Origin of the sequence: Thalassobellus sediminis (assembly GCF_044386045.1) — a bacterium.
GTDB lineage: Bacteria > Bacteroidota > Bacteroidia > Flavobacteriales > Flavobacteriaceae > Thalassobellus > Thalassobellus sediminis.
The window spans coordinates 1,369,073-1,393,072 of sequence record NZ_JBISCD010000040.1 but is presented as its reverse complement, the minus strand read 5'-3'; the positions used below and the strand labels follow the sequence as shown (position 1 = coordinate 1,393,072).

Annotated in this window: 20 protein-coding genes and 1 tRNA gene; 8 read left to right on the top strand and 13 right to left on the bottom strand. The window is 32.3% G+C overall.

All coding sequences use genetic code 11. From position 1 onward, the window contains the following. Positions 1-18 precede the first annotated feature (18 nt). The 5 genes from ACH5TW_RS12625 to porU all read right to left on the bottom strand — a co-directional run bounded on the left by ACH5TW_RS12625 (position 19) and on the right by porU (position 8,671). Positions 19-1,638: a pyruvate dehydrogenase complex dihydrolipoamide acetyltransferase gene (locus ACH5TW_RS12625; RefSeq protein WP_439336868.1), complete on the bottom strand. Its 1,620-nt coding sequence runs from the start codon at positions 1,636-1,638 to the stop codon at positions 19-21. 3 nt (positions 1,639-1,641) lie between these two features. Then, positions 1,642-2,640, bottom strand: a complete 999-nt coding sequence (gene pdhA, locus ACH5TW_RS12620; protein ID WP_439336867.1) for a pyruvate dehydrogenase (acetyl-transferring) E1 component subunit alpha — start codon at positions 2,638-2,640, stop codon at positions 1,642-1,644. Positions 2,641-2,851: 211 nt separating this feature from the next. Next, positions 2,852-3,334, bottom strand: coding sequence for a cytidine deaminase (gene cdd / locus ACH5TW_RS12615; protein ID WP_439336866.1), 483 nt, complete (start codon positions 3,332-3,334; stop codon positions 2,852-2,854). Positions 3,335-3,521: 187 nt separating this feature from the next. Continuing rightward, positions 3,522-4,760, bottom strand: a complete 1,239-nt coding sequence (gene porV / locus ACH5TW_RS12610; RefSeq protein ID WP_439336865.1) for a type IX secretion system outer membrane channel protein PorV — start codon at positions 4,758-4,760, stop codon at positions 3,522-3,524. A gap of 32 nt (positions 4,761-4,792) precedes the next feature. Further along, positions 4,793-8,671, bottom strand: a complete 3,879-nt coding sequence (gene porU / locus ACH5TW_RS12605) for a type IX secretion system sortase PorU (protein WP_439336864.1) — start codon at positions 8,669-8,671, stop codon at positions 4,793-4,795. A 265-nt stretch (positions 8,672-8,936) separates the two neighbouring features. On the opposite strand from porU, the gene gldJ reads away from it, so the two are divergent. Both gldJ and ACH5TW_RS12595 read left to right on the top strand, forming a co-directional pair. Continuing rightward, positions 8,937-10,634: a gliding motility lipoprotein GldJ gene (gldJ, locus tag ACH5TW_RS12600; RefSeq protein ID WP_439336863.1), complete on the top strand. Its 1,698-nt coding sequence runs from the start codon at positions 8,937-8,939 to the stop codon at positions 10,632-10,634. A gap of 85 nt (positions 10,635-10,719) precedes the next feature. Next, positions 10,720-12,000: a UDP-N-acetylmuramoyl-tripeptide--D-alanyl-D-alanine ligase gene (locus ACH5TW_RS12595; RefSeq protein WP_439336862.1), complete on the top strand. Its 1,281-nt coding sequence runs from the start codon at positions 10,720-10,722 to the stop codon at positions 11,998-12,000. 182 nt (positions 12,001-12,182) lie between these two features. Here ACH5TW_RS12595 and ACH5TW_RS12590 read toward each other — a convergent pair whose 3' ends face one another. From ACH5TW_RS12590 to ACH5TW_RS12555, 8 genes are all read right to left on the bottom strand, one after another. Further along, positions 12,183-12,950 (bottom strand): LuxR C-terminal-related transcriptional regulator, encoded by a 768-nt coding sequence (locus ACH5TW_RS12590; protein ID WP_439336861.1) that lies wholly within the window; start codon positions 12,948-12,950, stop codon positions 12,183-12,185. Positions 12,951-13,048: 98 nt separating this feature from the next. Beyond that, a tRNA-Val gene (locus tag ACH5TW_RS12585) sits at positions 13,049-13,123 on the bottom strand. A gap of 64 nt (positions 13,124-13,187) precedes the next feature. Next, positions 13,188-14,405, bottom strand: coding sequence for a bifunctional folylpolyglutamate synthase/dihydrofolate synthase (locus ACH5TW_RS12580; RefSeq protein ID WP_439336860.1), 1,218 nt, complete (start codon positions 14,403-14,405; stop codon positions 13,188-13,190). A 2-nt stretch (positions 14,406-14,407) separates the two neighbouring features. Beyond that, complete coding sequence (locus ACH5TW_RS12575) at positions 14,408-15,283, bottom strand: energy transducer TonB (RefSeq protein WP_439336859.1); 876 nt, start codon at positions 15,281-15,283, stop codon at positions 14,408-14,410. A 3-nt stretch (positions 15,284-15,286) separates the two neighbouring features. Further along, positions 15,287-15,676 (bottom strand): ExbD/TolR family protein, encoded by a 390-nt coding sequence (locus ACH5TW_RS12570; protein ID WP_439336858.1) that lies wholly within the window; start codon positions 15,674-15,676, stop codon positions 15,287-15,289. A gap of 3 nt (positions 15,677-15,679) precedes the next feature. Continuing rightward, the gene (locus ACH5TW_RS12565; RefSeq protein WP_439336857.1) at positions 15,680-16,381 is read right to left on the bottom strand and encodes a MotA/TolQ/ExbB proton channel family protein; all 702 of its coding nucleotides are present in this window, start codon (positions 16,379-16,381) and stop codon (positions 15,680-15,682) included. Positions 16,382-16,488: 107 nt separating this feature from the next. Beyond that, positions 16,489-17,889 (bottom strand): sodium:proton antiporter NhaD, encoded by a 1,401-nt coding sequence (gene nhaD, locus ACH5TW_RS12560; protein WP_439336856.1) that lies wholly within the window; start codon positions 17,887-17,889, stop codon positions 16,489-16,491. A gap of 239 nt (positions 17,890-18,128) precedes the next feature. Next, on the bottom strand, positions 18,129-19,193 hold the full coding sequence (locus ACH5TW_RS12555) for an anhydro-N-acetylmuramic acid kinase (RefSeq protein ID WP_439336855.1): 1,065 nt from the start codon (positions 19,191-19,193) through the stop codon (positions 18,129-18,131). A gap of 94 nt (positions 19,194-19,287) precedes the next feature. Here ACH5TW_RS12555 and ACH5TW_RS12550 point away from each other — a divergent pair, with 94 nt between their 5' ends. From ACH5TW_RS12550 to ACH5TW_RS12525, 6 genes are all read left to right on the top strand, one after another. Next, positions 19,288-20,430, top strand: a complete 1,143-nt coding sequence (locus tag ACH5TW_RS12550) for an acyl-CoA dehydrogenase (RefSeq protein WP_439336854.1) — start codon at positions 19,288-19,290, stop codon at positions 20,428-20,430. 174 nt (positions 20,431-20,604) lie between these two features. Then, positions 20,605-20,940, top strand: coding sequence for an arsenosugar biosynthesis-associated peroxidase-like protein (locus tag ACH5TW_RS12545; protein WP_439336853.1), 336 nt, complete (start codon positions 20,605-20,607; stop codon positions 20,938-20,940). Between the two features lie 38 nt (positions 20,941-20,978). Next, the gene (gene arsS / locus ACH5TW_RS12540) at positions 20,979-22,034 is read left to right on the top strand and encodes an arsenosugar biosynthesis radical SAM (seleno)protein ArsS (RefSeq protein WP_439336852.1); all 1,056 of its coding nucleotides are present in this window, start codon (positions 20,979-20,981) and stop codon (positions 22,032-22,034) included. Positions 22,035-22,054: 20 nt separating this feature from the next. Next, positions 22,055-22,555, top strand: coding sequence for a rhodanese-like domain-containing protein (locus tag ACH5TW_RS12535; protein ID WP_439336851.1), 501 nt, complete (start codon positions 22,055-22,057; stop codon positions 22,553-22,555). Further along, entirely contained in the window at positions 22,533-23,177 is a 645-nt protein-coding gene (locus ACH5TW_RS12530) for a TIGR04282 family arsenosugar biosynthesis glycosyltransferase (RefSeq protein ID WP_439336850.1), read from the top strand. The genes ACH5TW_RS12535 and ACH5TW_RS12530 overlap by 23 nt, the downstream gene beginning before the upstream one ends. Then, positions 23,170-23,982: a purine-nucleoside phosphorylase gene (locus tag ACH5TW_RS12525; RefSeq protein ID WP_439336849.1), complete on the top strand. Its 813-nt coding sequence runs from the start codon at positions 23,170-23,172 to the stop codon at positions 23,980-23,982. Before ACH5TW_RS12530 ends, ACH5TW_RS12525 begins: the two co-directional genes overlap by 8 nt. The last annotated feature ends 18 nt before the right edge of the window (positions 23,983-24,000 follow it).

Sequence of the window (24,000 nt, the reverse complement as noted above, 5' to 3'; positions counted from 1 at the left end):
TAAATTCAGAATAACAAACTACACTAACATTGTCACTGGATTCTCAATATATCCTTTTAATGTTTGAAGGAATTGAGCTCCTGTTGCTCCGTCCACAGTTCTGTGATCACAAGCTAAAGACAATTTCATGGTATTACCAACAACTATTTGTCCGTTTTTAACCACTGGTTTTTGAACTATATTTCCAACAGAAAGAATTGCTGAATTTGGCTGGTTAATAATAGATGTAAATGTATCTATACCAAACATACCTAAGTTAGAAACTGTAAACGTACTACCTTCCATTTCGGCAGGAGTTAGTTTTTTATTTTTAGCTTTACCTGCTAAATCTCTAACATCAGCTCCAATTTGTTGTAACGATTGCTCGTTTGCAAATTTCACAACTGGTACTACTAATCCATCTGGAACAGCTACTGCTACACCAATATGGACATGATTATTTAAGCGCATTTTATCTGCGAACCATTGTGAATTTACTTGTGGATGTTGTTTTAATGCTAAAGCACATGCTTTAACAACAATATCGTTATAAGATATCTTAGTATCTGGAACGGTATTAAATTGTGTACGGAATGCTATGGCATTTTCCATATCAAACTCAACACTTAAGTAATAATGAGGTGCTGTGAATTTAGAGTTTGTTAATGCTTTAGCAATAGCTTTACGCATTTGCGAATTCGTTACATCTTCAAAATCTTCTTGTCCTGTTGGTACGAATTTACCAACTGATGCTCCTCCTGATTGCGCAGGAACAAAATTCTCAACATCACTTTTTACAATACGTCCGTTTTCACCAGACCCTTGAACTTGAGCTAAATTAATCCCTTTTTCTTCTGCTATCTTCTTTGCTAAAGGCGACACAAACAATCTTCCGCTTGCCGTAACTGGCGTTGGAGCTGGCGCACTTGTTTTTACAGCAACTACAGGTGCTGATTTCGGCGCTTCTTGTTTTGGTTCAACTTTAGGAGCTTCCTCTTTTTTAGCAGGTGCACTAGAAAAATTAGCTGCAACACCAGAAACATCTGTTCCTGCAGGTCCAATTATAGCTAATAAAGCATCTACTTTTGCCGATTCTCCTTCTTGTAATCCTATTTCTAATAAAGTTCCAGATTGAAATGACTCAAACTCCATAGTGGCCTTATCAGTTTCAATTTCAGCTAATATATCACCTTCATCAACTACATCTCCAACTTTTTTAAGCCAAGTTGCAACCGTTCCTTCTTCCATCGTATCACTTAAACGTGGCATAGTAACAACTATAACACCTTCTGGTAATTCTTGAGCTGGTGCATCAGCACTAGCACTTTTTTCTTCAACCTCATTAGAAGGTTTAGCTACTTCTTCTTTCGCTTCCGCGGAAGCGTTACCTCCTCCATTTAATAATTCAGAAATATCTTCACCTTCATCGCCAATAATGGCTAAAAGCTCATCAACTTTAGTTGTTTCACCTTCCTGCACACCAATATGAAGTAATGTTCCTTCGTTGAAAGACTCAAACTCCATAGTAGCTTTATCGGTTTCAATTTCAGCTAATATATCTCCTTCTTCAATCTTGTCTCCAACTTTCTTTAACCAAGCTGCAACAGTTCCTTCTTCCATTGTGTCGCTTAAACGCGGCATATTTACTACTATAGCCATAGCTTATATTTTATGTTGTATAAATGGGAAATCTTCTTGTTCGTAAACCATATCATAAAGTTGTTGTACTGGTGGAAATGGAGATTCCTCTGCAAATTTCTCACATTCAGCTACTTTTTCTTTTACGCGTTTATCAATAACTTTAATATCATCTTCAGAAGCATATTTTTTCTCAAGAATAACATCTTTCACCTGTGTAATTGGATCAATTTTCTTGTATTCTTCAACTTCATCTTTCGTTCTATAATGTTGAGCATCACTCATTGAATGTCCTCTATAACGATATGTTTTAAGCTCTAAAAAAGTTGGCCCTCCACCTGTACGTGCACGTTGAATTGCTTCATCAAAAGCTTCAGCCACTTTAATAGGATTCATTCCATCAACTGGTCCACAAGGCATATCATACCCTAAACCTAATTTCCAAATTTCTGTATGGTTGGCTGTACGCTCTACAGAAGTCCCCATGGCGTACCCGTTGTTTTCACAAACAAATACTACTGGAAGATTCCAAAGCATCGCTAAGTTAAAAGTTTCATGTAAAGAACCTTGTCTTGCAGCACCATCACCAAAGCAACATAATGTTACACCGTCAACACCGTGAAATTTATCTCCAAAAGCAATACCAGCTCCTAAAGGAATTTGACCTCCAACAATACCATGACCTCCATAAAAACGAAACTCTTTTGAAAAAATATGCATCGAACCACCCATACCTTGAGAGGTTCCTGTTACTTTTCCATAAAGTTCAGCCATAACACGCTTAGGATCTACGCCCATACCTATTGGCTGTACGTGATTTCTATATGCTGTTATCATTTTATCTTTAGTCAAGTCCATAGCATGTAAAGCACCTGCTAATACAGCTTCTTGACCATTGTATAAGTGAAGAAATCCTCTTACTTTTTGTTGTATGTATACAGCAGCTAGTTTGTCTTCAAACTTTCTCCAGAATAACATATCTTCATACCATTTGAGGTAAACCTCTTTTGTGATTTTTTGCATCGACTAATATTAGGTTTTACTTAAGCGAACCACAAAAGTAATACTTTGAACGTTATTGCGAAAACCTAAATTAATTAAAGTATAAAAAATATCAAAAAAAAAGCGGTTTACACACAAGATTGTATAATTAATAATTTTTTTTAATAATTGCTATTACATTGAAAATTTTAATCGATTACATTAATTAGAAATTATTAATATTATTAAATATTTACAAAACTGATTTATCAAATACCAGTGGCAATAAATTCGCTAGTGAATTTGATTTTACAACCTTACCTTTTTCTCCCATGAAATAAATTTCTATGGGTGTTCTTTGCTTCACTTCATATTCAGCAATAGCTTGTCTACAGGCACCACATGGAGGTATAGGAGTTATTGTTGTTTGATTTTTAGAAGCTGCAGAAATTGTCATTTTTAGAACTTTAGCTTCAGGATACTGAGAACCTGCATAATAAATAGCTGTTCTCTCTGCACATAAACCAGATGGATATGATGCGTTTTCCTGATTGTTTCCCATAATTATTTCTCCGCTATCTAAAAGCAATGCGGCACCAACATGAAATTTAGAATAAGGTGCATAGGCTTTTTCTCTAGCTTCTACAGCCCTTTCCATTAAAGCACATACATCTTCTGGAAGTTCATTTAAATTTTCATAAACATATAGTATCGACTCTAATTTTACTTCCTTCATAAATTATTAATATCAATAAAGTTAAGAAATATTATTACTCCCTTAATAGTAAATTACAAAATAAACATTTCTTAATTTAGATTCCAGCATTCGTGAGAATGCCAATTAACTAAAAAACCATTTTAAACAAAAAAACTATTGCTATTCGCAATAGTTTTTTTTAAACTTATTCTTTATTTAATTCTTTCTAATATTCGTTATATTCTCCATCCCCTATATTAAACGTTAAAGAAAAACGTAACGTGTTTTCTAATGGGCTTTGCACTTTAGATGCAGAGAATAAATAAGATAAATCTATATTAACCACATTTGCTTTAAACCCAGCTCCTAATGCTAAAAATTTCCTAGCACCCTTATCTTCACTTTCGTTAAAATATCCCATTCTAAAAGCAAACGAATCTTGATATACATATTCTGCACTAAGCGCCCATGTAAATTCTTTTAATTCTTCACTAAAACCATCTGGCGCATCTCCAAACGACTGAAACATACCTGATAAGAAGCTTACATCTGGATCTTTACCTTTTAAAATAACCGCATCTCTTCTAACAAGACTTCCTAATTCGTCAGTACCCTCTTCATAGGTTCCGTTACTATTATTGTCGGTAAAGTTATACTCATCACCATATAGAGGTGGTGTAGGTACCAATAATTTAGCAACTTCAGCTGTTACACACACTTTATTATATTGATCAAATATAAAATCAAAACCAGCTCCTAAACGCAAGTTTGTTGGCTGAAAATTTTCTTGTCCTCCTTCATCATATTTAAATTTTGGTCCTATATTTTGAATTGCAAAACCTGCTCTCCAACGACCATTATAATCTGAATAAGCTTCTTCTTCACTTTGATAATACCCTGAAATATCAACTCCAAATGTACTTGCGGGTGTTGTGTCGCCATCTACACCAGGCAATCTTAAATTTGAACGCAAATAACGCATAGCTACAGACATAGCAAATTGATCTGAGAGGCGTAACGCATAAGAAGCATCAAGAGTTAATTCGTTTGGTCTTTGTATTAAAGCTTCCGAAAATTCATCATTTACAAATTCTATATCACCTAAAGAAAAATATTTTAAACTAAAGGCAAAAGCACTACGGTCGTCTATTCGGTTAAAATAAGTAACATTTCCTAAAAAAATATCATTTACCAACTTACTCAAATACGGTGTATAACTAACACCTATCCCTGACTTGGTTTCTGAAAAGACATATTTGGAAGAATTCCATTGTTGTGAAAAGGCATCTACAGAAGTAGCCACCCCCATATCTCCTAAAGCTGCGGCACGTGCATCTGGAGCAATTAAAACAAAAGGAACTCCTGTTGTTATAACTCTTCTATCTTCACTTGGTAAAATAACAGTTTGAGCACTTATCTTTAATACAAAAGCAAATGCTATTAATAGCAATAATTGGTTTTTCATGAATTCGTTTTATTTAGCAAATATAATTGTTTTTATAATATTACAAGTTTCTCTATTTTTTCTACTTTCTTATTTAAAAAACTAGAATACACTTTAAGTTTATAAATATAAACTCCTTTTCCTATTTTTTCTCCAAAATCGTCTCTACCATCCCAAACAATATCTCTTGATAAGGAACTTGTAGTTATTAGACCTCCTTTTGTTTGACCATTAAGTGTTCTAACCAATTTTCCAGAAACAGTGAATATCTGTATAGAAACGTCTAAAGGCTCCGAACTATTGTGATTAAACCAAAATTCTGTATAATTTACGAACGGATTTGGATAATTAAGCACATTATTTATAACTAATTCTTGATCTTTATCATATACAACAAACTGAATTTCAGACACTGAAGAATTATTATACACATCCCATGCTTTTAATGTTAAAGTATGAAGACCTGGTTCTAAATCTCTTAAAGGAAAACTCAATACGCCTTTTTTATAATCATCTACTTCAGTTTGATAGTAATCATTTAAAACAATAGGGTTTGTTTCATCTCCATCAATTATTGCTACAATATCATGACCAATACCACTTGCCGTATTTATACCGTTTTCATCTTCCATTTTAGCAAGAAGCGTAGGTGATTCGTTTGTTATGCCCCCTGAAACAAAATTTTCATCATTCATATACAAATTTATAACAGGACCTATATTATCTTCTGCTGCATTTTCATTTATGCCACCAATTTTAACAGTTCCAACACTTGCTCCAGAGGTATCTTGTAGTAACTCTTCGTTCTTAGCATAAAAACTTACTTTTCCAAACCCTACAGGAATACCAATATCTTTAGGCACAACAAAATCAAATTCAAACTGACCATTATTAACGGAGGCTTGCCCTCTAAAAATAATTTCACCAAGTGTTTTAAAATCTAACTTAACTAACTGTCCATTTAAACGTGTTCCATCATTTGCCAAAGTTTGCCTGTCAATAGATTTATCGTAAATAGTTGTAGAAAGTGTTCCTGTATAATTATTTAATACATTCCCAGATATATCAGTTACTTCTCCTGCTAGTTTAATATAGCTTAATGCTTTTAATGTATCTGTACTTTGCGCTATTGGTATATCATTAATTTTTGTTAATCTGATATTTGGTTTTGAAATTGCTAATTTCATAGCTGGATCTCCAATAAAAAACACTAATCGCCTTTGGGAATTGGATGAAATAAACGGATCGTTTTTTGTTAACATTAAAGCTTCTGCCATTGAAGGATACTCATAATCTTGATAATTATCATTGTCACTATAGGAAAACAAATATTGCCCCAAAGTATTATTAAAAGTAATGGCAAAATTTACAAAAATCTGCCTAGTAGTTGTAATCAAACCTATGGCTCCTGCTTGCTTATTCCAATAAGTAAACTCCCCTGCTGTTTGCCTAAACGGATTATCAAATTTTGTAAACTCACAAGTAACCGTTACAAAACAATTCAGTTTATAAAAATTCCTTAAACCTTGTACATCTGGTTTTAACAAAATACGCTCTTGCGCCAAACCATCTTCTCCACCATGACCAAAATAATTAACTACTAAAGCACCATTATCTATAGCATTTGCTAGTTCTGTATTTACTTTTGGATACCTATTTCCTCCTGCTGATGATTCTTGTTTAAATGCATCTGAATGAATTTTAACCACATTCATAAATGATTTTTCTTGAGTCACCAAGTTACCAACATTATCTGTTGTTTGTTGTAAAATACCTTCCCAATCTTTATCAACATCATCAGAGACTACTACAAAATTATTTCGCCAACTTCCTAATGCCTCTTTTACATAATAGGACTCAACTTTATCAACCATTTCTTTTGCTTGCTGCGGTGAATCGACTAACATACGCCCTACTGCAATATCTAATTTATTACTTGTAGCCATCGTCCCTTCATTATCATCCATCATACCATAAAAATCATCAGAAACAAATGAATTAGTCAAATTAAAACTTCCATAAGAATACCATGAAGGAACAATATTGGTATTATTCTGAATTCTATCTTTATAATCGAAAGAACCATCTCCAAATAAACATAGATATTTTATTCTATTTTCTGGCACACTTGCATTATCATAAACGTATTTAACCATATTTCTAATTGCACCTACATCTTGATTCCCTGTACTAAACTCGTTATAAATTTCATCTAAACCAATAACTTTCACATTTAAACCATACTGTTTTCTATTAATTTCTGCTAAACGTTCCGCTTGACTCAACAAACTATTTGGCGACACTATTATATAATCTACATCTTGAAATTCACCTTCATCATTAATAAAAACAGTACCTTTTATATTCTGATTATTTACAGTTGTATTAGAGTCAAATTGAGGCTCATAATAATCTGACGGTGTTATTGCTACATAAGTTTTTAAAACTCCTAATTGTGAAGTAAAACTAAGATTAGAAACTGAATCTTCATTTACGAAATTTGAAACATTGTAAATATCTGTTACCTCCCATACTTCAGAAACTTTAGATGCATTTGAAATATTATATTGACCTATACCAGAACTAGAAGCTACAATACTGTTTTCAAACTGAAACTGTTTTTCACGAAAATTTAATGTGCTAATTGCTTTTACAGATATATAATCTAAATAACCTAATGCACTTGGATTCCCTTGATTATCATAATTAAGTTCTACAGAGACTAATGAAGAATTAACGCTAATATCTCCAACAAAAGCTCTTTCAGTTGCCAAACTAGGACTTGTTGCTGCTGCTATTGAAAGTGTGGAAATTAAATTCCCGTTCACTAAAAGACCCATTGAAGTTGATGTTGCAGATGTTGTTGCTACATAAACTTTTAAACTTATAGGCTCTGATGTTACTAAATCAGGAAAATCAAACTCAAACTTCTTATTAGAATCTACATCAAACCTATCACCAAACCAACGTCTTCCTAAAAAAGCGATATTATATTCATCAATTTCATGAAACTTATAATCTTCATAAGTATCAATAACTAAATCAACAGTTTCCGTTGGTTGGACAAATGGCTGAATTCGTTTACCAGAACTTGAACTTACATTAATGAAATAATACGTCTTATCTGTATAACAATTAATATTGGTATTACTTTCTGCATTAAATTCCTTTGGCCCTTGAGCATAAAACAAAATATAATCTTCTGCATCAAAAACTCCATCTTCCTCTCCAATAAATTTTATTGCATTTTCCTGAACATCAATGGGGTAAGAAATCGAATTAGAATAAGGAATCATACGTCCTCCATTTCCATATAATTTAATATTTCTAGGATCTACACTATTAACATTAACACCTAAGCGCTGTAAAAAACTTCGCGACAACTTAAAAACCCCAGTAGTATCTACATAAAACTTATACCATTCACCAGAATTCAATACCGAATTATTTATAACTTTAGTCTTATTAGTTTTTTTAACTGCTGACAACGCATTAGTACCAAGGTTATAATTTAGTTGAAATGACACAACCTTTTGATAAACTCCATTTTCATCCTTAATAATAGGAGAAAGTTGAAAAAAAGCAAATAATTTATTTCTAGCCTTAGAATTATTTAAGCTAAATTGTATGTTATTTGGAATGTTATTGATATTCAAATCCTTTAAATCAGTTTTTGAAATAGAAGCATAAGCCACATTACTAATAGTAACTGAAGATTCGTTTATAACATTAGAAATCTCCCATTGATCAACAAACTTTAAACCTGAATCAAAATCATAGCTTAAATTCTTTTTATCAAAAGATGGTATTTCAATAGTATATGTCCCAGCAGAAATTACCTGAGATTGATCCCAAGTAAGTACATATTTTTTTTGCTGTGAAAACACAACAAGGCTGCAAACTAAAAATAATAGTAATAATTTTTCTTTCATTGATAAAATAACGTCATTAAAAGCCTGTTATTATTAATTAAAAACAACAATTTTAAAAACAGCATCAAAAATACAATAATAAATTTGTAAAACACGCGTTAATACTTCACAAAAGAACGATTGAAAACAGCTAAATCATCGTTGTAATGCATAAAAAACAAGGTGAAATACACTTTTTTTTGGTTAAAATGCAAAAAATAGCTTGCGTTGTTAGGTTTAATTCTTATATTGCAGCTCCAAAAATATTATTAGCTTACTTAAAAGTATGGATATGAAAAAAGTAGTAGCATTCAAGATTTTGTTTGTTTTGACTTTAACAGTGGTCTCAACTAGTTGCAAAAAATCTTCGAGTTCAAAGAATAGCTCTAGAGCTACAGGTTGGCAAATAAACTCCAGAGAAGGTGGTTTTCAATACAATTCAGATTTCAAAGAACAGGAAACATCTCCTGGCTTAGTATTTGTTGAAGGTGGAACTTTCACTAAAGGACGTGTTCAAGATGATGTCATGCATGATTGGAATAATAGTCCAAATCAGCAACACGTTCAATCTTTTTATATGGACGAAACTGAAGTTACAAACGCCATGTATTTAGAATATTTAGATTGGATAAAAAGAGTTTATCCACCATCTGATGAAAATTTTAGAGCCATTTATCATGGTGCTTTACCAGACACACTTGTTTGGAGAAATCGTTTAGGTTTTAACGAGGTAATGACTGACAACTATTTACGTCACCCTGCTTATGGTGAATATCCAGTGGTTGGAGTAAGTTGGATTCAAGCAGTCGAATTTGCCAACTGGCGTTCTGATCGTGTTAATGAATATAATTTAGAAAAAGCAGGTTACTTAAAGCGTGATGCAAAAATACTAGATGTAAATGCCGATTCTAACTTTAGTACAGATACTTACATTAATGCTCCAACATTAACTTACGGAGGAAACGAAGAAGTTATTAATGGTGAAACTCGAGGAAGAAGAAATGTTCAAACTGACGCTGACGGTAATGAAACGGGAATTTATGCTACTCGTGAAACTGGAATAATTTCTCCGAAGTATAGACTTCCTACTGAAACAGAATGGGAATATGCTGCTTTAGGATTAAGCGAGATAAGAAGTTATAATCTATATCGTGGGCGTAAAAAATATCCTTGGGATGGACAGTACACACGTTCTGGAAAACGTAAAACTCGTGGTGACCAAAAAGCTAATTTCAAACAAGGTAAAGGTGATTATGGTGGAATTGCAGGATGGTCTGATGATGGAGCTGATATAACAAATGCAGTCAAATCGTACGAACCTAATGACTTTGGCTTATATGATATGGCTGGTAATGTTGCAGAATGGGTTGCTGATGTATACAGACCAATAGTAGATGACGAGTTTAACGATTTTAATTACTACCGTGGTAATGTTTATACTAAAAACGCCATTAATGATGATGGATCTGTTAAAATCGTAACTATGGACAATGTGGTTTACGATACTTTATCAAACGGAAAAGTTGTTGCGAGAAACTTACCTGGTGAAATATTACAAGTTCCTGTTGATGAAAACGAAACTTACTTACGTACTAACTTTGATAAAAGTAACGAAATAAACTTTAGAGATGGAGACAAGCGTTCATCTCGTTATTATGAAGATTTTAATGATGATGAAGAAATAGATGGAGAAACAAAAGAATCAGACACAAGAAAAATGTACAATTCTCCTAAGCATAAAATTACTAGAGATTCTTTAGGAAACATTGTTAGAGAATACGACAAAGGAAACAATAGAACATCTTTAATTAATGACGAAGTTAGAGTTTATAAAGGTGGCTCATGGAAAGACAGAGAGTACTGGTTAGACCCAGCTCAAAGACGCTACTTTCCTCAAGACATGGCTACAGATTATATCGGATTTAGATGTGCTATGTCTCGTGTAGGTTCAAAAACAAAAGCAAAAAACAAAACAAAAAACTAAATAAGTTTTTTCATAATAAATTAAAAGTCCTAACAATTTGTTAGGACTTTTTTTATACATTTAATTTTAATTTAAAATCTCATAATTGGAAATTAAAGACATACACACATTATTTTTACAATGTAACAACGTTTGTACTGATACAAGAAAAATTCAGGGAAACGATCTGTTTTTCGCCCTTAAAGGCGATAATTTTAACGGAAATACCTATGCTAAAAAAGCACTAGATAATGGTGCTAAATATGCAATAGTAGATGAAATAGAATTTAACACATCTCCAAAAACTATTTTAGTAAACAATGTTCTTGAAACACTTCAGCAACTAGCTTCTTATCATAGAAACTTTTTAAAAAAACCCGTTATTGCATTAACAGGTAGCAATGGAAAAACAACAACAAAAGAACTCATCTACGCTGTTTTGTCTCAAAAATTTAAAACAACAGCAACTATTGGTAATTTAAATAACCACATTGGTGTACCATTAACCCTATTATCTATGAATGAATCTACAGAAATAGGTGTTATTGAAATGGGTGCTAACCACCAAAAAGAAATTGAATTTTTATGTAACATCGCACAACCTGATTACGGATTGATCACAAACTTTGGTAAAGCACACCTAGAAGGTTTTGGTGGTATTGAAGGCGTTATAAAAGGCAAAAGCGAAATGTATAATTACTTAATAAGCAACAACAAAACTATATTTGTTAATGCCAATGATTCCATCCAAATTGAAAAAACAAAAACAAGCAGTAGAATCACCTTTGGTAAAAATGAAACAAAAAGTGATATTATTATAAATTTAGTAGACGCCAAACCTTTTGTAAACCTAAGTTACAATAATCTGAATATAGAAAGTCAACTTATTGGTGATTACAATTTTAATAACATCGCAGTTGCTATAACTATTGGGAATTATTTTAAAGTTGAAGACAACCAAATTAAATCAGCTATTGAAAACTACACCCCTACCAATAATCGATCTCAGATCATTCAAAAAAATTCCAATAAAATCATTTTAGATGCCTATAACGCAAACCCATCAAGCATGCAAGTTGCTTTACTTAATTTTGAAAAACAAGAAGGCAAAAAAATAGCAATACTAGGTGATATGTTTGAACTTGGGAATGAAGCCGAAGAAGAGCATCAAAACATTGCAGACTTAGCTATTTCACTAAATATTGATAAAATCATTTTTGTTGGGAAGAATTTTTATAAATCTAAAGTTGATCCTGAAAAAGCATCTCAATTCAAATCTTTTGACTCTTTTAAAGAAACATTTAATTTATATAAAGTTAGAAGTACTACAGTTTTAATTAAAGGATCTAGAGGTATGGCTTTAGAGCGCACATTAATATCAACCTAGAAAAGACAACAAAAAAAAGTGCCTAAATAATAATTATATACTTAGACACTTATTTTAAAGTCCTCCTTAAGAACTAATTAATAGCAATTGCAAGTTATAATTCTTAAGAACGACTCACAATACTCAATTTGAGTATTTTCTTATTTAGTTAGAAACTAAATCTTTTAATGAAAACTCTAATTCTATATTATATTTTTATTCATTTTCAACATTCCTATAAGTTCACCTGTTGAAGACATATTCAATTTTTTAAGAATATTTCTACGATGTGTATCCACAGTATTAGAGCTTATATTTAATTTTTTACCTATTTCTTTACTCGTATAATTCAAAACAAGTAACCTAATCACATCACGTTCTCTATTACTTACTCCATCGGATAAAAGTCTTTGAGAAAAGTTATTAAAATAAACTGTTTCGTATTCATTATTTTTATTTAGCACCTTAGCTGATGCACAAACTTGTAATTTAATTTCCTTAGCCAGCACGGTATAGTGAGCTAAACCAATAATAGGTTTATTTTTACCATCAAATTCTAAAGGTGTTGTGTTTTGCACAATATTCACATACTCATCATTAATATTCTTAAAACGATAATTCCATGTATAACTCATTTTACATCTATCTTCGTGATGAATCTCTTTTAAAGTGAAAGTCATGAGTTCATTTAATGCTAAAAGCCATGTTTCTAAATCATCTGGATGTATTCTACTCCAGAAATAACGCATGCCTTTATTCTCTAATAAACTTCTATCTATACCCAGGCAAGATTGCATATTTTTACTAACAAACTCAAATGATAAATCTTGAGTATTGGTAACACAGAAAAAAGTTGAGCTATAGGGCAAGAAAGCATCTAACTCAATAATTTTTTCGATATGCTTCTCCAATGAAGGGTTATCGTAAGATTTAAATATCTTTTTATAAACATCTTTTATATGCCCCGTCATATTTTGTTTTTTATAAAAATATAAAAATAAACACAAAAAGAACTCTAAAAAGAAGGTATAAAAAAATCCTGATGAATATTCATCAGGATTATGTTCTGTGGGCGCGAAGGGATTCGAACCCCTGACCCCTTGGGTGTAAACCAAGTGCTCTGAACCAACTGAGCTACGCGCCCTATTTATTAGGAGGTGCAAATATAAGCTAGATTTTGAATCTGCAAAAGCTTTTTTGAAAAAATTTTAAATTATTTCTGCAACAACAAATGTACTTCCACCAATAAAAACAAAATCATTTAGAGACGCCTTTTCTAAAGCAGTTTTATAAGCTTCATTTACAGAATTATAAGCTTTACCTTTTAATCCAAATCCGGTTAAAACAGTTTTCAATTCATTAGCATTTAATCCACGAGAAATATTTGGTTTACAAAAATAATACGTCGCTTTTTTAGGCAATAAATCAGCAATAGATGTTAAATCTTTATCATTTACAACTCCAAAAACAATATGTAAGGTCTCAAAAGTCTCTTTTGACAACTGATTCATCACATGAATTAACCCTTCTCTATTATGTCCTGTATCACAAACTACTTTAGGCACATCATTTAAAACTTGCCATCTACCTAATAAGCCGGTACTCTTTACAACTTGAAGCAAACCTGTTTCTAAATGTTTTTCACTTATGCTATACCCTTTTTCCTGAAGTTTTTTAATGGTTTGTGTAACTGTTTTAATATTTTTAGCTTGATAACTCCCAATTAAATCAGATTTAAAAACTTCTGAAATATTTTTATCAGCAAACACAATTTCAGAATTATTTGTTTTAGCTAAGTCTTTAAAAACAGTTTCTGTTTCCTTTTGAGTTTCTCCAATTACAACTTGGACAGAAGGTTTTATAATACCTCCCTTTTCAAAAGCAATGGCTTCTAGTGTGTTTCCTAAAAACTGTGTATGATCTAAGCCAATATTAGTAATAACAGAAACTTCTGGAGTAATTATATTTGTAGAATCTAAACGGCCTCCTAATCCAACTTCAACAATTGCAATATCGACTTTCTGCTTAGAAAAATAATCAAAAGCCATACCAACAGTCATTTCAAAAAACGATAATTGATTGGCTTCAAAAAACGCTTTATTACGCTTTATAAAACCTATTACAAATTGTTTACTTATTTCCTTTCCATTAATTTTAATACGCTCTCTAAAGTCTTTTAAATGCGGTGAAGTATACAATCCTACTTTATAACCTGCTTCCTGCATAACAGAAGCTAACATATGACTGGTTGAACCTTTTCCGTTAGTTCCAGCAACATGAATTGACTTAAAGTTTTTATGAGGATTCTTTAAGTGATTTATTAACAATATAGTATTGCTTAAATCTACTTTATAGGCCGACTTGCCTTGTTTTTGATACATTGGCAATTGCGAAAACAACCAATTAAGAGTATCTTGATATGTCATGATTATTGACCCAATTTGAAGTTTACTTTTACAAAACCAATTTGGTTTGCTGGCGCTTTAGAGTCTGCTGGCCATTTATGAGATAAAGCTATTTTTTTTGCTGGCTCTAATAAGCAAGGAGCTGTATTAGTTGTTCCTCGTTGTCCTGGTTCTGCTGAAACAACGTTACCGCTTCGGTTAACAATAATCTTCACAATCACCATTCCAGATTCATTACAATCTTGTTTAAGCGTTTTATAGGTAGCTCTACCTCTACCATTTAAACCATAACCCACACCACCATTTCCAGTTCCTTGTCCTCCAAAATAACTTGGTGCATAAGGATCACCATCTAATTGTCCTTTATCTCCAGACTTATTGTCATTACCTTCACTTCCTGTATCTGTTCCTTCAGATTTACTAACACCACCAATTAAAGCGTCTAATTTTTTCCTTTTCTCTTCTTGTTCGCGTTTTTCTTTCGCTATTCTATCGGCCTCTGCTTTTGCTTTAGCCGCTTCAGCTTTCAGCTTAGCCTCTGCTTCTGCCTTAACTTTAGCTTCTGCTTCTTTTTGTTTCTTTATAGCAATTTCTTCTGCATTATCGGCAGTTAAAACTTCTTCTTTAACTTCAGATGTTTTTGTAGGTGTAGGTTCTGCCTTAGAAACGTCAGGCTGAGGCGGTTCATAAATCTCTTTAGGTTCCGATTTTATTGGCTTTTTAGGCTGAACCTTTCCTTTACCAAAATCTGTTGTTCCAAAATTTACTGCAACACCATACTCTTCTGGAGGATCCATATACGGTGCACCAACCACAAATAATAATAACAACAAAATAACAGTAATTAAAGCTGTTATTTTTGCTGAATTCTTTTCGTGTTTGGTTTCTAGATATTTCATTAATTAAGGCTTTACCGCTAAAATCACTTTAAATTTATTTCTATTAGCTATATCCATAACCTTAACCACATTTTCTACAGGCACCGATTTTTCGGCCCTTAAAACAATAGTTGGTTTTTCTTCTGACGAAAGCGCTGCCATTAATTCGTTTTCTAAAACACTTTCTCCTACCCTTTTTTGATCAATATAATAGGTTAAATCTTTCTTTATACTTACCGCTACCGATTTCTTATTCTCTGTTTTACCACTAGCTTTAGGCAATAAAATATCTATAGCATTTGTAGAAACCAAAGTAGAAGCTATCATAAAAAAGATAAGTAACAGAAATACAATATCTGTCATTGAAGACATATTGAATTCTGGTGATACTTTATTCCTTCCTCTAATATTCATATACTAAGATGGTTCGTTTAAGTGATCTAAAAATTCTAGTGAATTTGCTTCCATTTGATAAACTACTTTATCTGTTTTTACAACCAAATGATTATAAGCCATAAAAGCAACAATACCAACAATTAAACCAGCTACAGTAGTTGTCATAGCGGTATAAAGTCCGCTAGCTAAGACATCCATTTGAATGGTTCCACCTGCATTTGCTAATTCAAATATTGCTAAAATCATTCCAATTACTGTCCCAAGAAACCCAATCATAGGACCTGCTCCAGAAATAGTAGCCAATATACTTACGTTTTTTTCTAGCCCATAAACCTCTAATCGCCCTGCATTTTCTAATGCGGTATTAATATCGGCTAGTGGTTTTCCTATTCTAGAAATACCTTTACCAATTAATCTAGATACTGGCGAGTTTACTTGAGCACAAAGCATTTGAGCCGAATCAATTTTACCATTACTTACATGGTCTTTAATTTGATTCATAAAATTAGCATCTACAACAGATGCAGCTTTAATAGCAAAAATGCGTTCAAAATAAATATAAATAGCTCCTATAAGTAATAAGAATAATAATAGTATAATTATTTGTCCTGCAGTTCCTCCACTACTAATTAATTCTATAATGGAAAGTGTTTTTTCTACAGGTTCTCCATCAGTTAGTAATTCTGCTCCTTCTTGGGTGTTTTGTAATAATGTATTTAGCATATAATTTTAAATTTATTGCAACTGTATAACGCCTATATATACGCTAAAGTATAACAAAAGGATTACTTTTTTTCGCTTTCGCGGAAAATTACTAAAATATTAATTTCCTAAAATAATGTTCTTGTAAACATAAATGCAATGGCTCCTACTAAGAAACCTACTAAGGCTAACCAAGCAATCTTTTTTAAGTACCAGAAAAAATCTATCTTTTCCATTCCCATAGCAACCACACCTGCTGCAGAGCCAATAATTAACATACTACCACCTGTACCAGCAGAATATGCTATAAAATGCCAAAGTTCATTATCAAGAGGCTCATGGAACATACCTAAACTAGCTGCTACTAAAGGCACATTATCTATAACCGCAGATCCAACACCTAATAAAAGCACTACTAAATCTGAGACACCTTCATGTCCTCCTGGATGAATTTCAGTACCTAACATTGGCATAGAATCTTGTAATGAACCAGCAAAGTTGAATAGAATACCTAACGATTCTAAAGCAGCTACCGCCATTAATATCCCTAAGAAAAAAAGGATACTAGGTAACTCAATTTTAGATAGTGAGTAATGTACCGGACTATGCATAGCGTGGGCATCGCTTTCTTCCGCGCCGTGCTCGGTTAAACTAAATTTAGAACTACTATAAATTTCAGCAAAAGTAGCTACAATACCTAAAGATAACATCATTCCTACATAAGGAGGTAAATGTGTAATCATTTTAAAAATAGGCACAAATACAATAGCGCCTAATCCTAAATAAAGCATAGTACCACTAAACTTTGATTTCTTTTTTTCTTCAACTTCTTCTACATCTAAATCTCCTTTAAAGGCTGGTAAAAATGACGCTATAAACGTAGGTACTGCCATACATAAAAATGATGGTAACAATAAATAACCAATTAAATGCCCCGTAGTTACCTTTTTACCAATCCAAAGCATTGTTGTTGTTACATCACCAATTGGTGACCATGCTCCACCTGCATTTGCAGCAATTATTATTAAACCAGCATACCAAATACGAACATTTCTATCTTTTACAATTTTTTGAAGTATTGAAATTAATACGATAGTAGCAGTTAAATTATCAATAATAGCTGATAAAATGAAGGCTAATATGGAAAAAACCCAAAGGATTTTACTTTTTTTCTTAGTTTTTATAAAATCTTTAATAGTAGAAAACCCATCGAAATAATCAATAATTTCAACAATAGTCATAGCTCCTAAAAGAAATACCAATATTTCAGAGGTTTTACCTAAATGATGTAGCAAAGTTTCCTCCATCATGTGCATCTTTTCCTCTGAACCTAAGCTACCAAAACCTTCTAACAAAGAATGATTCCCAGAATCGAACCATTGTGGAAAACCTTCAATTCCTAAAGCAATTAGAGCCCAACAAATAGCCATCATGACCAGAGCTGGTATTAATTTGTCTATTTTTATACTATGCTCTAAAGTAATGGCTAAATACCCCATTACAAATACTAAAATAATTGCTGCTTCCATAAATTTATAATTAAATAATTTGCTTTAGCGCTGTTCAACAACGCATTAACACTAATTCTTATTGTATTTTTATTGTTTTATACTTTTCTAAATAATTCTTTTATTTTAACCAATGTTTAAATTTGATTTTAATAAAAGATAACTATAACAACCATTACTAAGTAATGATTGAAAAGATATAAATTAATTTCAACAAATATAAAAAACTAAAGAGCTTTACTATTAATTTTTTGTTATTTTTAAGGAAGAAATATATTACCAGAACTATGGTTTTTTAAAGCGCCCGTAACACTCTGTAAGCAATTGACTTCATTTCTAATTTTTAAAACTCCTAGAAATCCAAAAATTAAAGCTTCTTTAAATTCTACAATAATTTTTACCGGTTCTATAATCTTATTTTCCGCATAAGTTTTGAGCCTGTTTATCAAATACTTATTATAAACACCACCTCCAGTAATAAAAACAGAAGCCTTATTTTTTTTATTAATTTCAACAGCAAGCTGAATAGCAATATGCTCAACAAATGTTTTTAATACATCTTTTACGTCAAGCTGAAAATCATCTATTAAGGGAAAAATATTTTTATCTACCCATTCTAATCCTAAAGATTTTGGGTGCTTCAACTTATAAAATTCTAAATTATTTAGTGTATCAAGCAATTGATTATTAATAACCCCAGTTGAAGCTATATTCCCTTCATCATCATAATCAAAACCTAATAATTTTACATAATGATTTAAAACGATATTAACCGGACAAATATCATAAGCAATTCGGTTACCTTCAAACTCGGTAGATATATTTGCAAAGCCTCCTAAATTTAAACAAAAATCATATTCAGAAAACAAGAGTTTATCACCAATAGGAACCAATGGAGCGCCTTGACCTCCTAACTCGACATCTTGAACTCTAAAATCGCAAACCACGTTCTGGTTTAACAACGTTGCTAAAAAAGGTTTGTTCCCTATTTGATAGGTCAGCTTTTTTTTAGGCTGATGCAATGCTGTATGTCCATGAGAACATACAGCATCAATATTTTTTATATGATTCCTTTTAATAAAACTATTTATAATAACTGCTAAATAAGTGGTATAGTCTTCATCTATTCCCTGTAATTCCTGTAACGAATAAGTCACTAGCTGTTTTAAAATATTTTTCCACTTTGCTTCATATTCAACTGTTTCAGCATTTAAAATTTTAAAGCTCCAAACCTTATCAAATTGAAATTGAGCAAAAACTAAGTCTATTCCATCTAGCGATGTCCCAGACATCACACCAATAACATTGTATTCTTTTTTCTCCATGCGCAGTAAAAATAGTAATCCAAATTAAATAATTCACACTAAAAAGCTATATTTGTGTATAATTTTTATCAAAATATCACTTTAATTACGAATTATGAATTTCAGTCTTTCAGAAGAACATATTATGATACGCGATGCAGCTCGCGAGTTTGCACAAACAGAATTACTTCCAGGTGTGATTGAACGTGACAACAAACAAGAATTTCCCGATGCATTGGTTAAAAAAATGGGTGAATTAGGATTTATGGGAATCATGGTAGACCCTAAATATGGAGGCAGTGGAATGGATGCCATTTCATATGTTATTATTATGGAAGAATTATCTAAAATTGATGCCTCTGCTTCAGTAATTGTTTCGGTTAACAATTCACTGGTATGCTACGGATTAGAAGCTTATGGTAGCGAAGAGCAAAAAGAAAAATATTTAACAAAACTTGCCTCTGGCGAATGCATTGGTGCTTTTTGCTTAAGTGAACCTGAAGCTGGAAGTGATGCGACTTCACAAAAAACAACTGCTATTAAAAAAGGCAACCATTATATTTTAAATGGCACAAAAAACTGGATCACGAATGGAGGACGTGCCGACTTTTATATAGTAATTGCACAAACCGATAAAGACAAAGGCTCTCATGGTATTAACGCCTTTATTATTGAAAAAGGCATGGAAGGGTTTCATGTAGGTCCCAAAGAAGATAAATTAGGAATAAGAGGAAGCGACACACATACATTACAATTTAATGATGTAAAAATCCCAAAAGAAAATAGAATTGGTGTTAATGGTTCTGGATTTAGATTTGCTATGAAAACCTTATCTGGAGGACGTATAGGTATTGCGGCACAAGCTTTAGGAATTGCTCAAGGCGCTTACGAGTTAGCTTTAAAATACAGTAAAGAACGTAAAACATTTGGTACCGAAATTTGCAACCATCAAGCCATTGCTTTTAAACTGGCCGATATGCATACCGATATAGAAGCCGCTAGAATGCTTGTTATGAAAGCTGCTTGGGATAAAGACCAAGGCAACAATTATGATATGTCTAGCGCCATTGCAAAACTATATGCGTCTAAAGTTGCTATGGAACACACTGTTGAAGCTGTACAAATTCATGGTGGTAATGGTTTTGTTAAAGACTATCATGTAGAGCGTTTAATGCGTGATGCAAAAATCACTCAGATATACGAAGGCACTTCTGAAATTCAGAAAATTGTTATTTCAAGAAGTATTTTAAGAGATTAATTAATTCTTTTAAAACAATTATACACTTATTAAGATACAGTTTAAACAAAGTAAAAGTAGAACATCTATGTATTCTTTTTAAAAGAAACGATGTTCTACTTTTTTTTTGTTAAGTATTACAAAACTTAACGACTTAATAAATTAGATTTTTATCTTTAGTCCAAAATAGACAACATGCAAAAAACATATTACGATCCAGCAGATTTAAAGAAATTTGGAAAAATAAGTGAATGGAATGAAGAACTAGGTGATAAATTTTTTGAATACTACGGAAAAGTATTTGAAGAAGGCGCATTATCTGCACGAGAAAAATCATTAATTGCATTAGCTGTAGCACATACAGAAAGCTGCCCATATTGCATTGACGCCTATACAAAAGACAGTCTACAACGTGGCATTACTAAAGAAGAAATGATGGAAGCCTTACATGTTGGAGCGGCTATAAAAAGCGGAGCAACCTTAGTTATGGGTGTTCAAATGATGAATAAAGTGAATAAGCTTGAAATGTAAGCGAGCTAAAATCTTCTTCAAGAAAATTAAACATATTAATGACAACAAAGTCTTTACATAAACGCGAAAGCGATTTAGCTAATAGCAACCGCCAATTAGAAATTTTATCGAATGGTATTTTCCAAAACGGAGAACTACCAACCTTTAAAACTAAGATTACCGAGTCTAATCAATTTCCGCTTAAAGCGAAAAAACTAGAAATCCTACAAATCAACGTCGGGTACATGTGCAACCAAGTTTGCGAACATTGCCATGTAGATGCAGGTCCAGATCGCAAAGAGATTATGACTCGAGACACTATGCAGCAGTGCCTAGATGTAATAAAAAACACAGGAGCTCACACTTTAGATTTAACAGGTGGCGCTCCAGAAATGAATCCTGATTTTCGCTGGTTTGTTGAAGAAGCTGCCAAAGCAGGTATTAAAGATTTCATTGTCCGTTCTAATTTAACCATAATAAGAGCCAATAAAAAATATTACGATTTACCCGAATTCTTTAAAAAACACAACATCCATGTCGTGAGTTCTATGCCGCATTGGACAAAAGGAAAGACAGATAAACAACGCGGTGATGGTGTGTTTGCTAAATCAATAAAAGCGCTTCAAGAGTTAAACGCCATTGGTTATGGTATGCCAGATAGCAAGCTTAAACTGGATTTAGTTTACAATCCGTCAGGAGCCTTTTTACCAGGAAACCAAGCTTCAATGGAAAAAGAATTCAAAAAAGCTTTAAAAGAAGATTTCGATATTCAATTCCATAATTTATTCGCGATAACAAATTTACCTATTAGCAGGTTTTTAGATTATTTAATAGCTTCAGAAAATTACGAAGATTATATGTATTCATTAGTTGAAGCTTACAATCCAACTGCTGTTGCAAACGTGATGTGCACCAATACACTTTCAGTAAGTTGGGACGGGTATTTATTCGATTGCGATTTTAATCAAATGCTAGAATTACCAGTTAATAGCAAAGCAAAACATATTTCTGAATACAATAAAAACCTTCTTGAAGGAAGAGATATTGTTATTTCACAACATTGCTATGGTTGTACTGCGGGAGCAGGAAGTAGTTGTCAAGGGGTTGTTGCTTAGCAGTTAGTAACCGTGTAATTATGAAACTAAAAGTTTACTACATATTCGTTTTTTTATTGATTGTCCAAATAAGCAGTGCTCAAAAAACGTTAAATAAATTACTAAAAAAATACAACGACAATAGTATCCCTTATATTTCTGTTGACACATTACAAACTAAAATACAAGACGTTATTATTTTAGATGCTAGAGAGTTTTTAGAATATAAAATTAGTCATATTAAAAGTGCGATTCATGTTGGTTATAACAACTTCAATTTAAAAAATATCACAAATCAACTTAACAATAAAAACATCCCTCTTGTAGTATATTGTTCATTAGGAATTCGATCTCAAGATATTGCTAAAAAATTTAAAAAAGCAGGCTACAACAATGTTGAAAATTTATACGGTGGTATTTTTGAATGGAAAAACAAAAACTTAAAAGTTTATAATTACAAAGAAAAAGAAACGGATAGCATTCATGCATTTTCAAAAGCATGGAGTAAGTGGCTAACAAATGGAATTAAAATTTATGACTAAAGAACTCATCATCGTTTTTGTAAAAAACATAAAACTTGGCAAAGTTAAAACACGACTTGCCAAAACTATTGGTAATCAATCGGCTTTTGAAGTTTATAGCGAGTTAGTTAAAATAACAGAGCTAGTCACAGAGGACATACAAACCGACAAGCGTATTTATTTTTCTGATGCTATTGTAGAATCTAAATGGAAAAACACATATAAAGCGATTCAAGAAGGTGAAGACTTAGGAGTACGCATGAAAAACGCATTCAAAAAAGGGTTTGAAGATGGTTACGAGCGCATCGTTTTAATTGGATCGGACCTTCCTGATATTAACTCACAACATATAGAAAATGGACTTAAAGCTCTAAGCGAAAGAGAGGTTGTTTTTGGTCCAGCTGAAGATGGTGGTTATTACTTAATTGGCTTAAACAAAATGCATGATTTCATTTTTAAAAACAAGCCATGGAGTCAATCCGATTTATTAGAAAAAACATGTTCTGAATTAGATAAAAAAAATATCAAATTCACTACATTAGTATCACTAAATGATATTGATACTTTTGAAGATTTAATAGCTTCATCGTTCTATAAATCAAACAATAAATTACAACAAAGAATACAACAATTAAATGATTAAATACATAGAAGAAACCGTAAGCTACCTAAAAGAAAAAGGATTTGAAAACCCAGAAATAGGTATCATACTAGGCACAGGATTAGGACAACTTATTAATGAAATTGATATTATCAAAGAAGTTAGTTACAATCACATTCCCAACTTTCCAACTGCGACCGTAGAATTCCACAAAGGAAAATTGATATACGGTACTTTAGAAGGCAAAAAAGTCATCGTTATGCAGGGGCGTTTTCATTTATACGAAGGCTACACTTTACAAGACGTTACCTACCCTGTTCGTATCATGGAAAAATTAGGTGTCAAAACCTTATTGGTTTCTAATGCAGCAGGTGCTATCAATTTGAACTTTAAAAAAGGCGAATTGATGCTTATTGAAGATCACATTAATCTTCAAGGCAGTTCTCCATTAGCATTTAAAGGTGTAGAATTATTAGGCGAACGCTTTACAGATATGAGCGCTCCTTATGATGCTCAAATCAATGCAACCTTTAAAAACATTGCTAAAGCCTGCAACATTAAATTACACGAAGGTGTTTATGCCAGTGTTGTTGGTCCACAATTAGAAACTAGAGCAGAATATCGCATGCTAAATATTATAGGAGCCGATGCTGTTGGTATGAGTACCGTTCCAGAAGTTATTGTTGCCAATCATTTAAAATTAAAAGTCGCAGCCGTGTCAGTTTTAACAGATGAATGCGACCCAAATCATCTAGAACCTGTAAATATTGCCGATATTATTGCAAATGCTGAAAGAGCAGAACCAGACATGATTGTATTATTTAAAGAGCTTATTAAATCAATTTAAACGAGAAAATAATTTGCA

Bases quoted from the DNA above. Each gene is read 5' to 3' on its own strand.
- ACH5TW_RS12625 (WP_439336868.1), bottom strand. From the start codon at position 1,638: ATGGCTATAGTAGTAAATATGCCGCGTTTAAGCGACACAATGGAAGAA.
- pdhA (WP_439336867.1), bottom strand. From the start codon at position 2,640: ATGCAAAAAATCACAAAAGAGGTTTACCTCAAATGGTATGAAGATATG.
- cdd (WP_439336866.1), bottom strand. From the start codon at position 3,334: ATGAAGGAAGTAAAATTAGAGTCGATACTATATGTTTATGAAAATTTA.
- porV (WP_439336865.1), bottom strand. From the start codon at position 4,760: ATGAAAAACCAATTATTGCTATTAATAGCATTTGCTTTTGTATTAAAG.
- porU (WP_439336864.1), bottom strand. From the start codon at position 8,671: ATGAAAGAAAAATTATTACTATTATTTTTAGTTTGCAGCCTTGTTGTG.
- gldJ (WP_439336863.1), top strand. From the start codon at position 8,937: ATGGATATGAAAAAAGTAGTAGCATTCAAGATTTTGTTTGTTTTGACT.
- ACH5TW_RS12590 (WP_439336861.1), bottom strand. From the start codon at position 12,950: ATGACGGGGCATATAAAAGATGTTTATAAAAAGATATTTAAATCTTAC.
- ACH5TW_RS12580 (WP_439336860.1), bottom strand. From the start codon at position 14,405: ATGACATATCAAGATACTCTTAATTGGTTGTTTTCGCAATTGCCAATG.
- ACH5TW_RS12575 (WP_439336859.1), bottom strand. From the start codon at position 15,283: ATGAAATATCTAGAAACCAAACACGAAAAGAATTCAGCAAAAATAACA.
- ACH5TW_RS12570 (WP_439336858.1), bottom strand. From the start codon at position 15,676: ATGAATATTAGAGGAAGGAATAAAGTATCACCAGAATTCAATATGTCT.
- ACH5TW_RS12565 (WP_439336857.1), bottom strand. From the start codon at position 16,381: ATGCTAAATACATTATTACAAAACACCCAAGAAGGAGCAGAATTACTA.
- nhaD (WP_439336856.1), bottom strand. From the start codon at position 17,889: ATGGAAGCAGCAATTATTTTAGTATTTGTAATGGGGTATTTAGCCATT.
- ACH5TW_RS12555 (WP_439336855.1), bottom strand. From the start codon at position 19,193: ATGGAGAAAAAAGAATACAATGTTATTGGTGTGATGTCTGGGACATCG.
- ACH5TW_RS12550 (WP_439336854.1), top strand. From the start codon at position 19,288: ATGAATTTCAGTCTTTCAGAAGAACATATTATGATACGCGATGCAGCT.
- ACH5TW_RS12545 (WP_439336853.1), top strand. From the start codon at position 20,605: ATGCAAAAAACATATTACGATCCAGCAGATTTAAAGAAATTTGGAAAA.
- arsS (WP_439336852.1), top strand. From the start codon at position 20,979: ATGACAACAAAGTCTTTACATAAACGCGAAAGCGATTTAGCTAATAGC.
- ACH5TW_RS12535 (WP_439336851.1), top strand. From the start codon at position 22,055: ATGAAACTAAAAGTTTACTACATATTCGTTTTTTTATTGATTGTCCAA.
- ACH5TW_RS12530 (WP_439336850.1), top strand. From the start codon at position 22,533: ATGGAATTAAAATTTATGACTAAAGAACTCATCATCGTTTTTGTAAAA.
- ACH5TW_RS12525 (WP_439336849.1), top strand. From the start codon at position 23,170: ATGATTAAATACATAGAAGAAACCGTAAGCTACCTAAAAGAAAAAGGA.